We start from the raw sequence: 15,319 nt of genomic DNA on the forward strand, positions 1-15,319 counted from the left end.
ATATACGATATTAGATAGATAGAAGGAGTGGGAAAATGAAAGAATTTGATACAATAACGGCTATTGCTACTGTTTTAGGTGAAGGTGGTATATCAATTATAAGGGTCTCTGGACACAAGTCTTTAGAGATAGTAAATAATATGTTCAGAGGTAAAAATGGAGATACATTAATGGGTATAAAGCCATATACAATGAAATATGGCTTTATATTGGATACTGAAAGTGGAGATGTATTAGATGAGGTACTAGTAAGTTTTATGAAGGGACCTAGAAGCTTCACTGCAGAAGATACTGTTGAAATAAATTGTCATGGAGGAGTTGTTGCTACTAAAAGAATACTTGAGGAAGTAATTAGAAATGGAGCAAGACTTGCGGAACCAGGTGAGTTTACTAAAAGAGCCTTTTTAAATGGAAGAATTGATTTAAGTCAAGCAGAGGCAGTTATAGATATAATAAGAGCTAAAACTGAACTATCAATGAAATCAGCAGTGCAGCAATCAGGTGGTAGAGTTTCTAAAGAAATAAATGGTGTTAGGGGAAAACTATTAGAAATTATAGCACATATAGAGGCTACGGTAGATTATCCAGAAGATGATCTAGAAGAGATGACTTCAGAGAAGGTTTCTATACAATTAGATAATATATTACAGCAAATAAATAATATATTAAGTACAGCTGATGAAGGAAAAATAATTAGAGAAGGACTCAATACAGTTATAGTAGGTAAGCCTAATGTAGGAAAATCTTCTCTTTTGAACTCACTTCTTATGGAACAAAGGGCAATTGTCACTGACGTTCCAGGGACAACTAGAGATGTTATTGAAGAATATATAAATATAGAAGGAGTTCCTATAAAAATTATAGATACAGCAGGTATAAGAGAAACCAAGGATTTGGTAGAGAAGATAGGAGTAGAAAAATCTAAGGAAAAAATAAATGAAGCAGATTTAATTATACTTATGTTAGATTTAAGTAGAGAATTAGATGAAGAAGATAGAGAAATTATAGACAATATAAAAGATAAAAAGTATATTGTGTTATTAAATAAATCTGATTTAAATGGTAAAATAGATAAAGATGATCTTAAAGGGTTAAATTCACAATACGTAATACAAACTTCTGCTAAAACTGGTGAAGGGCTAGAAATGTTAAAAGATTGCATAAAGGAACTTTTCTTTAGGGGAGAAGTTAAGTCTAATGAAGTTATTATAACAAATACTAGACATAAAGAAGCATTAATTAAAGCAAGAGAGCATTGTATTCAAGGCTTAGAAGCATTGAGGAATACTTCAGCAATAGACCTAGCATCTATCGATATAAGAAATGCTTGGAGTAGCCTTGGTGAGATTACCGGTGAGACTTTAGAAGAAGATATAATAGATAAGATATTTTCAGAATTTTGTTTAGGAAAGTAGGTATATTTTATGGAGTATTTCGGTGGAGAATTTGATGTAATTGTAGTTGGTGCAGGGCATGCTGGTTGTGAAGCTGCCCTTGCTTCAGCAAGAATTGGGTGTAAGACTTTGTTTTGTACAATGAATTTAGACAGTATTGCCTTTATGCCATGTAATCCAAGTATAGGAGGAACTGCCAAAGGTCACTTGGTTCGAGAAATAGATGCTCTAGGTGGAGAAATGGGAATAAATATAGATAACACTTTCATTCAATCTAGGATGCTTAATACCTCAAAAGGTCCTGCAGTATATTCGCTAAGGGCACAAGCTGATAAAAATAAGTATTCAGCAAGAATGAAGAAGGTAGTTGAAAGTGAACCTAACCTATATTTAAGACAGTTAGAGGTAATTGACATTAGAACAGAAGGTGGCAAAGTCGTTGGTGTACTAACAAAGAATGGGGCTTACTTTAAGACTAAAAATGTAGTACTTGCAACAGGAACTTATCTAAAAGGAAAAGTAATTATAGGAGATGTGAGCTATAACTGTGGACCAAATGGATTTATGCCTTCTAATGATTTGTCACAGAGTTTGATAAATCTTGGTATTGAACTTAGAAGGTTTAAAACAGGAACTCCTGCGAGGGTTCATAGAAGAAGTGTAGATTTTTCAAAGATGATAGAGCAAAAAGGCGATGAAAAAATAGTTCCGTTTTCATTTATGAGTGAAAACATAGATAGGGAACAAATATCTTGTTATTTAACATATTCTACAGATGAAACCCTTAAAGTTATACAGGATAACATTCATAGATCGCCACTATATAATGGATCAATTAAATCAGTTGGACCAAGATATTGTCCTTCTATTGAAGATAAAGTAGTTAGATTTCCAGATAAAGAAAAACATCAGATATTTATTGAACCAGAAGGTGAGAATACAGAAGAACTTTATGTTGGAGGTGCATCTAGCTCTTTGCCAGAGGATGTTCAGCTTGAAATGTACAGAACAATAATTGGTCTTGAAAATGTAGAAATTGTAAGAACTGCCTATGCAATAGAATATGATAGTATAAATCCTCTTCAATTAAAGCCATCATTAGAGTTTAAACATATAGAAGGCTTATTTGGAGCTGGACAGTTAAATGGAACATCAGGATATGAAGAAGCAGCAGCTCAAGGAATCATTGCGGGAATAAATGCTGCTCTTAGGGTTAAAGAACAAGATCCGTTGGTTCTAAAAAGATCTGATGGATATATAGGAGTATTAATTGATGACTTGGTAACTAAAGGAACTGAGGAACCTTATAGAATGATGACATCACGCTCAGAGTACAGATTATTGCTAAGGCAAGATAATGCAGACTTAAGATTAACGGAAATGGGATATAAAGTTGGAAGCGTCAGCAAGGAAAGATATAAGAGATTTTTAGATAGAAAAAGCGCTATAGAACAAGAAATTGAAAGAATCAAAAATTTAAATATTACACCTAAAAAAGATGTGTTAGAGTTTTTAGCTACATTAGACTCATCAGAATTAAAAAAAGTGACCAGTTTTTATGAGCTTATTAAAAGACCAGAACTTGACTATTTTAATTTAGAACCACTAGATAAAGATAGACCAGAACTTACCTTTGATGTGAAAGAGCAGGTAAACATTATAGCAAAATATGAAGGGTATATAAACAAACAGCTTGAACAAATTGAACAGTTTAAAAAGTTTGAAACAAAACTAATACCACAGAGTATTGACTATAATGAGGTAAAGGGACTTAGAATAGAGGCTATTCAAAAATTAGGTAAAATAAGACCTATTAGCGTAGGGCAGGCTTCTAGAATTTCAGGTGTTTCACCTGCTGATATATCAGTATTGCTAATCTATCTTGAACGTGAGTATAGAGAAAAAAAGTAAAATATAAATAGAATGGAGAATAGACTATGGATTATTTCCAAATTATGAATTCTGCATGTTTAGATGTACAGTTAGACTTTAATGAGGATATGTATAATAAGTTTATGCAGTACAAAGATATGATTAAGGAATGGAATGAAAAGATAAATCTTACCGCTATAACAGAAGATGAACAAATGGTAAAAAAGCATTTTATTGATTCTATAAAAATTTTTAAATTTTCTCCTTTAAGAGAGGCTAAAAGTATAATTGATATAGGTACAGGAGCTGGTTTTCCTGGTATACCTATTAAGCTAGTAAAACCAGATGTAGATATGACACTTTTAGATTCATTAAATAAAAGAATTATTTTCTTAAATGAAGTTATAAATAAGTTAGAGTTGAAGGAAATAAAAACAATTCATGGAAGAGCTGAAGATTTTTCAAGAAAAATAGAATACAGGCAGTCTATTGATGTCGTCGTATCTAGAGCTGTTGCTAATCTTGCTGTTCTAAGTGAACTGTGTATACCTTATGTAAAGATTGGTGGATATTTTGTAGCTATGAAAGGACCATCAGTAGAAGAAGAAATTAAAGAAGGAAAATCAGCTGTCTCTATACTTGGTGGTAAAATAGAAGATATAATAGAAATAGAGATAGAAGACAGTAACTTAAATCACAACCTAGTGGTAATAAGAAAAGTAAAAGAAACTCCTAAAGCTTACCCTAGAAAAGCAGGGACAGCCACAAAAAAGCCGCTAAAGTAGATTAATATTTGATAATAAAGGCAATTGTAGTAATTTGTCGTACAAAAATTATAAAAAATAGAAGGATTTTATAAAAGAATAGAGAAATGTTAATAATAGGAAAGCACAAGAGGGATGGTTAAGTATGCAAAAGAATATTAGTTATGTGTCTGTAGATTTAATTTTGCCTAATGTATATCAACCTAGAAAGTATTTTGATGAAGAGGCATTGGAAGAGTTATCCCAATCAATAAATACATATGGTATAATTCAACCTTTATCTGTTAGGAGATTAGGTGAAAATAGATATGAATTAGTGGCAGGTGAGAGAAGACTTAGGGCTGCCAAAAAGGCAGGTTTAGAAGAAGTACCAGTTATTGTAGTTGATATTACGGACAGTGAATCTGCAGCAATAGCACTTCTAGAAAACCTACAAAGAGAGAACTTGAACTTTCTAGAGGAGGCTGAGGCTTATTATAATTTAATAAGGGATCATTCCTATACTCAAGAAAAATTAGCACAGCTTATAGGAAAAAAACAATCTACTATTGCAAATAAGATAAGATTGTTAAAGCTAGAACACAAAATTAGGATAATGCTATTAGAAAGCAATTTAACGGAACGACATGCTAGAGCATTACTTAAGTTACCTGATGAAAAACTGCAGGAAAAAGTTCTGAAGGTTGTGATCAAGAGAAATCTAAATGTAAAAGCAACTGAGGATCTTATAGAAAAAGAGTTAAGTAAAATAGAAAAACAAAAAGGCATTGTAACTAAAAAGAAAATTAAAGGAATATTTTCACCAAAAGTTTATATAAATACTGTTAAACAGGTTTTTGACAAATATGGACTTAATGCAGAATATAAATCAAAGGACCTGGATGATAAAATTGAAATCACTATAACTATACCAAAAAAATAGAATGTTTCACGTGAAACATTTTATCCCATAATTACTTTCAAATATTTTATTTTATTAATTTATCTCATTTTTATTTAGTTCTTAGGCAAATGCTTAAGAACTTTTTTTATAAATTAAAACTATCAGCAGAATTTTAAGAAAATCCGTATTTAGGGACTTTTAATATTTTTAATAAGAATATATAATTAAAATTAGATACCGAATTTTTGAAGGGTGGTGAATTTTATGAAGGTAATATCAATATTTAACCAAAAAGGAGGAGTAGGAAAAACTACTACCAGCATAAATCTAGGTTCTTATTTAGCTATGCAAGGGTATAAGGTATTAAATATAGATATAGATCCTCAGGGCAATACAACAAGTGGTCTTGGTTTTGATAAAAAAAGTATCAATTTATCTGTATATGATTTATTAACTTCAGATATAAGTATAGAGGAAGTTATTAAAAAATCTGAACTAGTTGATAACTTTTTTATAGTTCCATCTACAATGGAACTAGCAGGTGCAGAAGTTGAACTTATAGGTAAGTCTAATAGGGAGAACATACTAAAAAGTAAAATAAGTAAGATTCAAGAAAAATTTGATTTTATATTTTTGGATTGTCCTCCTTCATTAGGGTTACTTACAATTAATGCACTTACATCATCGGATAGCGTATTGATACCAATTCAATGTGAATTTTATGCTCTAGAAGGTGTAGGACAACTTATGAACACTATTCAACTTGTTAAAAAGTCATTAAACAAAGAACTTCAAATTGAAGGTGTAATAATGAGCATGTATGATGGAAGAACTAAGTTGTCAAATGAAGTTGTTTCAGAAGTTAAAAAGTATTTTAAGGATAGTGTATATAATACAACAATTCCTAGAAATATAAGATTAGCAGAGTCTCCAAGTTTTGGATTACCAATAATGCTCTATGATGATAAGTGCAAAGGGGCAGAAGCATATGAAAATTTAGCACAGGAGTTTCTAGAAAGACAGAAGGAGTGAAAGTTACATTGAATAAAAGATTTGGACTAGGAAAAGGTCTGGGAGCTTTAATACCTGATGAAAGACTAGAGGAAAATGCAGTTGATGAAAATAGCGGAGTAAGTGTTATTAATATAAATTTAATAAAGGCAAATGGAGACCAGCCGAGAAAAAGTTTCGATGAAGAAAAAATACTTCAGCTGTCTGAATCAATAAAAGAACATGGGATAATACAACCTATTATCTTGAAAAAAGGAAGTAACACTTACACTATAGTTGCTGGAGAAAGAAGATGGAGAGCTGCTAAAATTGCAGGAATTAAAGAAGTTCCAGCAATAATAATGGATCTATCAGATAAAGAAATACTTGAAATATCATTAATTGAAAATATCCAAAGGCAAGATTTGAATCCAATTGAAGAAGCAATTGCTTTTAGAAAACTAATTGAAGATTTTAACTTAACACAGGAGCAATTAAGTAATAGAATTGGTAAGTCAAGAACAGCAATAACTAACTGTTTAAGATTACTTAATTTGGATAACAGAGTCCAGGATTATTTAATAGATGGGGTAATAACAGAAGGTCATGGAAGAACTCTTTTAGCTATAGAAGATCAAGAAAAGCAGTATAAATTAGCTCAAACTATTATAGATGAAGGGTTAAGTGTACGAGAAACAGAAAGGCTTATAAAGAGTATAAACTCAGATAAAGAGAAGAAAAAAACAAAAACTAAGGAAGAAAACCCATATTATTTAGATATAAGGGATAGGTTGGAGAGTTTATTTGGAACAAAAGTAAAATTAGAAGATAAAAAAAGCAAGGGAAGAATTGAGATAGAATATTATTCGGAAGAAGACCTTCAAAGAATATTGGATATTTTACATATATAAAATTTAAGGTTTAATTATTTATATTGCAGTTTTTGTTTCACGTGAAACATTAATGGAAGGAGAAAACTTATGGAAATCATCATGAAGATACTAGAAAATTTTGAAGGTTATATTATACTTGGGTTAACTATAAGCATAATAATATTGCTGATTATTCTTATCACTACATTAAAGTCTTTGAATAGACTTGAAAACAAATATAGAAAATTTATGAGAGGCGTAGATAATAAAAACCTAGAGGAATTAGTTACTGGATATCTAGATAAGATTGATAAGTCAGGAGAGGAAGTTGAACATATAAGAAAATTATATGAAAGCTTAAATTCAAGATTAAAGTCTTGTTTGCAAAAAGTTTCAGTAGTAAGATATAGAGCATTCGAAGATGTAGGCAGCGATTTGAGTTTCTCAATTGCTTTACTTGATGAAAATAATGATGGAGTTATTATTACGGGGATATATGGAAGAAATGAAAGTACAACTTATGCTAAACCTGTAGATAGGGGAATATCTAGATATGACTTATCTGAAGAAGAGAAGCAAGTTTTACAAGATTGTGTGACTAGAGTTTTAAGTTAATTAGATATGTAAGAATAAAAAACCTCCTTTGTGGGAATATTATCCCATAAAGGAGGTTTTGTTATGAAAATATATGTTTCCGATGATTTATGCTATATAAAAGAGCAATTAAAAAATAGAGGATATAGTGTTACTAATGAAAGTAGCAATATTATATGTGATGCAATAATATGCAACCTAAAAAGTGGCGGATTAACAAATATAAATATTAACAATAGTATAAAAAGAGAAGGAACCTTGATTATTGACTCTGGAAGTAAGAGTGTTGAAGAAATAGAGTACATACTTAATAATAGGACTTATAGCAATTTGTTATGATATCTAACTTTACTTTATGTAATTCATCTTTATTAGGCTTCAATATTTTCTGCTAATTTATTTTCGATAATACTAGTAGATTTTCTGCCTCCTATAGTTTTAATGATAGAATGATACAAGCCTTTAGAAATCGTTTCAGCTAGTTCCATTACTGTAAATAATCTTGTGTTTTGGAGAACCATAAATTCCATAGCACCAGATATGTTTACAATACCAGTTATACTTAAATCTCCAACCTTAGGTAAATCCTTATTCATAGCAGAGCCAGGAGATAGGGGTTTTCCTTCAACAATAATTTTTCCTACATTTTGCAGACTACCTAAACAGGCATCAATTGCTATAATAAATGGATTAATATGTTTTGTTTTAATTTCATCTAGGACTTGGGAGAGGTTCTTAGCGTGAACAGGATTTTCTAGATTACCATATAAGTAAATCTTATCTCTTATTAGAAATTTTAGTTTATCACCTACTAATGGACCTAAACTATCACCGGTAGATCTATCAGTGCCAATACACAGTACTATAATAGGTCGTCCGGATTTTATAATAGGACATATTTCATTGCTCAGTGTATCTCTTAGTAAAAAAATTGATTTTTTAGATGATGGATCTATTATTAATTTATTCAACATAAAACATAACCTCCTATATTATGAATTTTAACCATATAGAGGCTATTTATACACTAATTATAAGGATGTAAATAAAAAATATAAACATGTAGGATAGATTTAAAAAGCACCATAGCGCTTCTTTTGTATATTTGAAGCGTTATAGTGCTTTAATTATAGTATATCTACTTTCTTTAATATGTTATAGAATACAACTAGAAACATACAGAAAAATATACCTGACAGACCATTAGCTTTAAGACCTATAAACAGGGCAGCTAAAGCAGCAACTGGATGAATTCCTAGTGAAGATGATACAATTTTTGGTTCTATTACTTGTCTTATAACTGATACTAGTATGTAGGAAATTATAATTCCAAATGCAGTAACATAACTTTTAATGAAGAAAAAGTAAATAACTGCAAGAGGTATATAAACAGCACCTATTCCGAGTATAGGCAAGATATCAGCAATAGCACAAATAATACTTAGTATAACTGCATATTTCACTTTAAAAATGGAAAATACAATTAAAGTTTCTATAAAGGTAATTCCTATTATGAGAAGGTAAGACAAAAGATAGTTACCGAGCATTCTTTTCGTTTCTGAATAAATATAAGGTATTTTACTAGATTTATTATTTTTTACTATGTCTAAAAGTTTATTTTCAGAAGAAGTCATATCTTTTGTAAAAAAGTACGTTGTAAGCAGTGTAAATAGTATAACCATTAGTATATATGGAATCGCAGCCAAGATACCTATTAATGTAGTTACAATTTTACCAGTTACTTGTACTGTAATATTGGATAACCTGGTAATGGAGCTAGAAAAAGTTTTTTCTATAGTACTAACAATGTATGGGTCAAGGTTTATAAAATATTTTCTAACCTTATCTAAGTATCCGTATATATCATTAGAATTTTTTGAAACATACAACTGAGTATTTTTACCCAGTTGTATAGCTTCTTGAGTTATTGTTGTTATTCCTAAAGATAAAAATAATATTATAATTGTAAAGAAGGTAAAGGTTGTTATAAGCGAAGCAATAGAGGGCTTAACCTTGAATCTTTTACAAATAAATTCAGTAGGCTTTTTTATAATTAAGGCACATATTAAAGCTAGTACAAAAGGAAGAGTATAATTCAATGTGCTAAAGAAACCTAAAAAGACTAATGTGTATACTAAAAAAAACAAAAATAATCTATCAATTTTATCTATAAGGCAGTGCATTAAACGTAATCACATCCTTTTTAGAATAGAGTTAACTGCATATAAAGCATAGTCTATATCCTTTTTATCATTAAATGGGCCTATACTAAATCTCAATGTTCCAACAGGGAAAGTTCCAATAGTCTGATGTGCTAAAGGGGAACAGTGGAGACCAGTTCTTGCCATTATTCCGAACTCCCTATCTAGAATAAATCCTAATTCAGCATTATTAATTTTGCTTGAATTAATAGAAATTGTAGGTGTCCTTAAGGATGCATCTTTAAATCCATAAATTTCAACAGAATCTATACTAGAAAGTCCATCAATAAATTGTTGGCAAAGTTCCATTTCTCTCTCTTTTATGGCAGACACACCTTCATTCATTATATATTTAATTCCAGCAAGTAGACCAGAAATTCCAGGAGCATTTAATGTGCCGCTTTCAAATTTATCAGGAAGGAAATCTGGTTGAATAGTGCTTTGAGAAATACTACCAGTGCCTCCTTCGATGAATGGAGAAGCTTCTTTATTTAGGTCATCATCTATTAGAAAACCACCTATCCCCTGTGGACCTAGAAGACTTTTATGACCTGTAAAAGCTAGAGCATTGCAATTAAGTTTTGAAAAATCTACAGGGATAGCACCAGCACTTTGGGCTGAGTCTATTACAAAATAGATATTGTGAGCTTTGCATATTTTTCCTATCTCTTCTAGAGGTTGAATTGTACCTATTACATTTGAAGCGTGATTTAATACTACTAATTTTGTATTTGGTTTTATAGCTTTTTTAAATTCATCAACATTTATTAGACCATCCTTTGAACACTGAAGTATGTCAACTTCTATATTCTTTGTTTCCTTAAGTGAAAAAAGAGGTCGTATAACTGAATTATGTTCTACAGATGAAGTAATTATATGCCATCCATCTTTCACTATACTCTTTAATATTATATTTAAAGATTGAGTTATATTAGATGTAAAAATTACATTTTCTAGAGAATTAAAATTAAATAAACTCATTAAAGCTTCTCTGCAATTGAATATAATTCTGTCTCCTTCCAATGCATTAGCATAGCCACCTCTGCCAGGGTTTGCACCTATATTCTTCATGTAGTTGTAAACAGAGGTGTAAACTTCCTCTGGCTTTGGATAAGTAGTAGCAGAGTTATCTAAATAAACCTTCATAATTATTCCTCCTTAGTCAGTAATATATACTTAAGTAAAACCATGATAAATAGTTTACATAATATCAAGGTTTTAATTTTTTATTAAGTATTTAATGCAAGTAGCTTTATTAATATTATTTCTGTTATAATATAATATAATTATTCACATATAACAGTACACTTTTATTAATGTAATATATTGTTATAAATTTATATGCTATTAATTCAGCATATAATGTGTAAATATATATATAATTATAAACTAAACAGTCATAGTTGTACATGAACAAAAGGTAAATTTTAGGAAGGGGGAAGGTTCGGATACCCGAGCCTAGTTAAGATTATGGAGAATTACTACATTTTAACATTCCAAAACACTCTTGGTGCTATTAATGGAGAAAGCATTTTAAAAGAAAGAAACATAAAAATTGAGATTATGCCTACGCCAACGTCAATTACAAAGAGTTGTGGTATAAGTATAAAAGTTGGCACTGATTATATAGATCAGATTAAGGAATTAATCAAAGGAAGTAAGATAAATATAAAAAATATTTACCTTAAGGATAGTGGTGAATACAAGGTAATAGAACTATAGCAATTAAACTAAAGAAAATAAATATACATTAAAGATATTATATAAATTGCAATGATGCCTTATAGGTTTCATATTGTAGTAATCATATAACATTTTTCATGTTTAAATAAGATATTATGGAGGAATAGCATGATCAGCCTAGCTTCTTTGTTTAATTTTAATGTGGACAGTGACAGTATACAGGTTGGTAGTTATATCATAGAAAGACGAGATGTATACAATTCCTTATCCACTATAATTAAAATATTAATTATTTTAATTATTATGTATTCAGCTATTAAAATTGGAAATAAGCTCATAGAGAGATATGTTTCAAAACAGCAAAATTTTAGATTTTCTTTAGATGAGAAAAAGGCTAAAACCATTGGTGCTATTTTAAAAAGTGTACTAAGATATTCTGTTTACTTTATTGGTGTTTTAAGTGTAATTGAAACAGGATTTGGTAGAATTGGGCTAACCTTTGCTGGAATTGGTGGTGTAGCAATTGGTTTCGGTTCACAAAGTCTTGTAAAGGACATAATTAACGGTTTTTTTATATTATTCGAAGATCAATTTGCAGTAGGTGATTATATTCATATAGATGATAAAGGTGGAATAGTTGAGAGTTTAGAACTTAGGGTAACTAAAATAAGAGATTTTAATGGGGATTTACACATAATTCCTAATGGTTTGATAACAAAGGTGACAAATCATTCTAGAGGTAATATAAGAATACAGGTAGATATAGACATATCCTATGATGAGGATGTAGATAAAGCTATAGAGATTATTTCAAAGCTTTGCGATAGATTTAAGAATGAAAATGAAAATGTTGAGGAAGGACCGTCAGTTTTAGGAGTACAAGGTTTTAAAGAAGGCGGTGTTACTATTAGAATTGCTGGTAAGGCAAAACCAATGACTCAATGGGATACAGAAATGAAACTTAGAAAAGAGATTAGAGAGACTTTAAAAAGTGAGAATATAAATATACATTATCCAAAGGTGAAATTCGTAAAGGAGTGATGGGTCGTGTTAAATACCTTTTATCTCGGAGATGTAGTTGAGATGAAAAAGGAACATCCCTGTGGAAGTAAAAATTGGGAAATCATAAGACTTGGTGCAGATATAAAGATAAAGTGCTGTGGCTGCAATAGAATAGTTATGTTACCGAGAAGTAAATTCCAAAAAGACGTAAAAAAAATCGTGAAACAAAATATTCCTCAATAAAAATATTGATTTCTTTTCCAAAAAGTGATAAAATACAGAGATGTAGTCCCTGCTGTGTAAAACACAGCCGTTAGTCCAAGGGGAGGAGGTGAATCTAATGAGAAAATATGAAACTATATTCATATTACACCCATCATTAGACGAGGAGGCTTTTAAAGCTAACGTTGAAAAGTTTAAGGGCGTAATAGAAAATGGTGGAGGAGTAATAGAAAACGTTGATGTTTGGGGTAAGAGAAAGCTTGCTTACGAAATAAACAAAATCAATGAAGGTTATTACACTCTAGTAAATTTCTCTGCTAATCCTGAATTACCAAAAGAGTTAGACAGAGTATTCAGAATATCAGATGCTGTTGTAAGACACATAATAGTTAAGAATGAACAATAGGTGGTGTTTTAATTGAATAAGGTTGTTTTAATTGGAAGATTAACCAAAGATCCTGAGTTAAAATTTACTCCAGGAACTGGAGCAGCTGTTGCCACCTTTACTATTGCCGTTGATAGAAGATTCTCTAAAGACGGACAAAGAGAAGCCGACTTTATTCCTATAGTAGTATGGGGAAAGCAGGCAGAATCTACAGCTAATTATATGAGTAAAGGAAAGCTTATAGGTATTAGTGGTAGAATTCAAACAAGAAGTTATGATGCCAAAGACGGTACTAAAAGATACGTTACTGAAGTTATTGCAGAGGAGGTCCAATTCCTTGAATGGGGAAATGGAAATAGGCCTGCAGGATCATCTTTTAACGTAAATAATTCTGATGAATTTGGAAGAACTCAAGGTTTTAACGAAGAAGCATATGGACAGGATATAACTCCGGTAGATGATGGAGATATCCCATTCTAATAAGGTAAGGAGGGAAAAGCATGGCAAATAGAGAAGGCGGAAGAAGAAACTCAGCAAAAATGAGAAGAGCAAAAAGAAAAGTTTGTGCTTTCTGTATGGATAAAGCTGAATTTATAGATTATAAAGATATAAATAAATTAAGAAAATATGTTACTGAAAAAGGAAAGATACTTCCAAGAAGAATTTCTGGTAACTGTGCTAAGCATCAAAGATCACTTACTGATGCAATAAAAAGAGCTAGAAACATAGCTTTACTACCATTCACAACAGAGTAAATTATAAGTACTGTAGATTTAATGTATTCTACAGTACTTTTTTTCTATGCTATTATATATTTAATTTTCATAGTTTGTGTAGTGATAGTTTAACAGCTATTTAAATTTATAAATATGACAATAAAGAATTAAAATTATGTTTGAAAAGAATAGATTAATGTCAATAATCAGAAATGAAAGGTTTTTTATGTTATGTTAAAGATCTCTTAGTGTATACACATTTACCAAAGTTACTAAATTATTTTATAATATACTTTAGTATTACATAGGAATTTATGTATAATAGGATTATACATAAATTGATGTATGGTTGTATAATCATATATTTTACAAAAATGTAATAATAAAATATAATTAGAAATTAAAAGGGGTTGTTTCGAATGAGGAGAGATGATTTTAACATAATGTATAATGTGAAAATGATAGAAGAGTTAAAAGCAGAACTTATCTGTTTAATTGGAGATTTTTTCAAACTACTAACAAGAGGAAGTAATGTAGCACAAGAATCTATACTAGATTGTATTTCCGGGGCAATAATGATTTTATATTTATTAGGTGATAGGCTTGGATACTCAAATGCAGCAGTAGATGAAAATATGAAGAAGAAATTAAGACTTGGAATATTAGAGGAAGATAAGATAGAAAGGGATGGAAAGGACTTAAGTAAACTATATAATCATCTCAAAGAAAGAGAATAACGGAGGTAGCAATGCAGAATAGAATTTATAATACTAGAGCAGTTATAGAAGCAGGATTAATATCAGCTCTTGTAGTAGTTATTATGTTATTAAATGTTTATGTACCTATTTTCTCAACACTAGGTACATTTATATTGCCAGTTCCTATAACAGTACTTTATATAAGACATAATCATAAGGTAACAATTGGAGCTGTTGTAGTAAGTGCAATACTTATAGGTATGCTCTATAACCCTTTATCAGCTTTAACATCTTCTATTTTATTTGGCGCAACGGGAGTAACCTTAGGGTATTGTATAAAGTCAAATAAAAAAGTTAGTACTACTATAGTATTATTAGCAGCTGTGTTAGCCATGGCTATAACTATAAACTTCACTATATATGCTAACTTTATAGACAAAACAGGCGTTATTGGTTTTATAAATAGAAACATCAAACTAATGCAGGAATCTTTTAGCATGAGTAAAGAGATATATAGCAAAATGGGAGTATCTAGTGAACAATTTGCACCGATAGAAAAGTCTTTTGAACTTATTACAACTGATTTTATTTTGAAGCTTATACCGGCTTTTCTAGTTATAGGATCATTTACTTTGGCGTATATTAATTACTTTATAACAAAATCAATATTAAAGAGATTAAAATATAACGTAAGAGAAGGAAATTCCTTTAGTACAATATATATTAATACAAGAATTGGGACTATAGTAGTTCTATTTTTAATAGTAGGATTACTACTTGGTAAGAGAAATATTGCTGCAGGTGAGTATATTACAAACTCATCACAAGTTATATTTCAACTAATGCTCTTATTAGATGGTGCATCTTTAGCTATATATTATTTTAGAAATAGGTTTAATATGTCAAAGGCAGTAATACTTTTAATATTAATTTTTACTGTTTCATCTCAGATTTCGATGATTTATGTATATGCTGGATTGGCTGATATGTTGTTTGACTTCAGAAAGCTTGACCCATATAGAAGAAAGCCTATAGAAGAGTAA

19 protein-coding genes are annotated in these 15,319 nt (G+C 30.2%); 16 read left to right on the plus strand and 3 right to left on the minus strand.

All coding sequences use genetic code 11. The features are described from left to right. Positions 1-35: 35 nt before the first annotated feature. The 8 genes from mnmE to P8V03_RS16680 all read left to right on the plus strand — a co-directional run bounded on the left by mnmE (position 36) and on the right by P8V03_RS16680 (position 7,708). Positions 36-1,415 (plus strand): tRNA uridine-5-carboxymethylaminomethyl(34) synthesis GTPase MnmE, encoded by a 1,380-nt coding sequence (gene mnmE, locus P8V03_RS16645; RefSeq protein WP_261672329.1) that lies wholly within the window; start codon positions 36-38, stop codon positions 1,413-1,415. A gap of 9 nt (positions 1,416-1,424) precedes the next feature. Next, positions 1,425-3,305: a tRNA uridine-5-carboxymethylaminomethyl(34) synthesis enzyme MnmG gene (gene mnmG, locus P8V03_RS16650; protein ID WP_261672328.1), complete on the plus strand. Its 1,881-nt coding sequence runs from the start codon at positions 1,425-1,427 to the stop codon at positions 3,303-3,305. Positions 3,306-3,331: 26 nt separating this feature from the next. Beyond that, positions 3,332-4,051: a 16S rRNA (guanine(527)-N(7))-methyltransferase RsmG gene (gene rsmG, locus P8V03_RS16655; RefSeq protein WP_261672327.1), complete on the plus strand. Its 720-nt coding sequence runs from the start codon at positions 3,332-3,334 to the stop codon at positions 4,049-4,051. Between the two features lie 124 nt (positions 4,052-4,175). Then, positions 4,176-4,952, plus strand: a complete 777-nt coding sequence (gene noc, locus P8V03_RS16660; RefSeq protein ID WP_261672326.1) for a nucleoid occlusion protein — start codon at positions 4,176-4,178, stop codon at positions 4,950-4,952. A 225-nt stretch (positions 4,953-5,177) separates the two neighbouring features. Next, entirely contained in the window at positions 5,178-5,945 is a 768-nt protein-coding gene (locus P8V03_RS16665) for a ParA family protein (RefSeq protein WP_261672325.1), read from the plus strand. 8 nt (positions 5,946-5,953) lie between these two features. Continuing rightward, positions 5,954-6,814, plus strand: coding sequence for a ParB/RepB/Spo0J family partition protein (locus P8V03_RS16670; protein ID WP_261672324.1), 861 nt, complete (start codon positions 5,954-5,956; stop codon positions 6,812-6,814). Between the two features lie 69 nt (positions 6,815-6,883). Continuing rightward, positions 6,884-7,390 carry a DUF4446 family protein gene (locus tag P8V03_RS16675; RefSeq protein ID WP_318799034.1) on the plus strand — a complete coding sequence of 169 codons (507 nt, stop codon included), beginning with the start codon at positions 6,884-6,886 and terminating at the stop codon, positions 7,388-7,390. 63 nt (positions 7,391-7,453) lie between these two features. Further along, the gene (locus P8V03_RS16680; protein WP_261672322.1) at positions 7,454-7,708 is read left to right on the plus strand and encodes a YkuS family protein; all 255 of its coding nucleotides are present in this window, start codon (positions 7,454-7,456) and stop codon (positions 7,706-7,708) included. Positions 7,709-7,740: 32 nt separating this feature from the next. Here the strand turns inward: P8V03_RS16680 and yyaC are convergent, their stop codons facing one another. The 3 genes from yyaC to P8V03_RS16695 all read right to left on the minus strand — a co-directional run bounded on the left by yyaC (position 7,741) and on the right by P8V03_RS16695 (position 10,716). Beyond that, positions 7,741-8,343: a spore protease YyaC gene (gene yyaC / locus P8V03_RS16685; protein WP_318799035.1), complete on the minus strand. Its 603-nt coding sequence runs from the start codon at positions 8,341-8,343 to the stop codon at positions 7,741-7,743. Between the two features lie 153 nt (positions 8,344-8,496). Next, positions 8,497-9,552, minus strand: coding sequence for a sporulation integral membrane protein YtvI (gene ytvI / locus P8V03_RS16690; RefSeq protein WP_318799036.1), 1,056 nt, complete (start codon positions 9,550-9,552; stop codon positions 8,497-8,499). Between the two features lie 9 nt (positions 9,553-9,561). After that, positions 9,562-10,716, minus strand: a complete 1,155-nt coding sequence (locus P8V03_RS16695) for an aminotransferase class V-fold PLP-dependent enzyme (RefSeq protein WP_318799037.1) — start codon at positions 10,714-10,716, stop codon at positions 9,562-9,564. Positions 10,717-11,040: 324 nt separating this feature from the next. Here P8V03_RS16695 and P8V03_RS16700 point away from each other — a divergent pair, with 324 nt between their 5' ends. From P8V03_RS16700 to P8V03_RS16735, 8 genes are all read left to right on the plus strand, one after another. Further along, positions 11,041-11,292, plus strand: coding sequence for a putative Se/S carrier protein (locus P8V03_RS16700; RefSeq protein ID WP_261672318.1), 252 nt, complete (start codon positions 11,041-11,043; stop codon positions 11,290-11,292). 129 nt (positions 11,293-11,421) lie between these two features. Beyond that, complete coding sequence (locus P8V03_RS16705; protein WP_261672317.1) at positions 11,422-12,294, plus strand: mechanosensitive ion channel family protein; 873 nt, start codon at positions 11,422-11,424, stop codon at positions 12,292-12,294. A 6-nt stretch (positions 12,295-12,300) separates the two neighbouring features. Further along, the gene (locus P8V03_RS16710; protein WP_261672316.1) at positions 12,301-12,498 is read left to right on the plus strand and encodes a DUF951 domain-containing protein; all 198 of its coding nucleotides are present in this window, start codon (positions 12,301-12,303) and stop codon (positions 12,496-12,498) included. A 97-nt stretch (positions 12,499-12,595) separates the two neighbouring features. Continuing rightward, positions 12,596-12,883: a 30S ribosomal protein S6 gene (gene rpsF, locus P8V03_RS16715; protein ID WP_261672315.1), complete on the plus strand. Its 288-nt coding sequence runs from the start codon at positions 12,596-12,598 to the stop codon at positions 12,881-12,883. Positions 12,884-12,895: 12 nt separating this feature from the next. Then, on the plus strand, positions 12,896-13,342 hold the full coding sequence (locus P8V03_RS16720) for a single-stranded DNA-binding protein (RefSeq protein WP_261672314.1): 447 nt from the start codon (positions 12,896-12,898) through the stop codon (positions 13,340-13,342). A 20-nt stretch (positions 13,343-13,362) separates the two neighbouring features. Continuing rightward, positions 13,363-13,617, plus strand: coding sequence for a 30S ribosomal protein S18 (gene rpsR / locus P8V03_RS16725; RefSeq protein WP_261672313.1), 255 nt, complete (start codon positions 13,363-13,365; stop codon positions 13,615-13,617). A gap of 380 nt (positions 13,618-13,997) precedes the next feature. Further along, entirely contained in the window at positions 13,998-14,315 is a 318-nt protein-coding gene (locus P8V03_RS16730; protein ID WP_261672312.1) for a MazG-like family protein, read from the plus strand. An 11-nt stretch (positions 14,316-14,326) separates the two neighbouring features. Beyond that, complete coding sequence (locus P8V03_RS16735; RefSeq protein WP_261672311.1) at positions 14,327-15,319, plus strand: YybS family protein; 993 nt, start codon at positions 14,327-14,329, stop codon at positions 15,317-15,319.

The sequence above is a fragment of the Clostridium tanneri genome (assembly GCF_033659955.1).
GTDB lineage: Bacteria > Bacillota > Clostridia > Clostridiales > Clostridiaceae > Clostridium_AM > Clostridium_AM tanneri.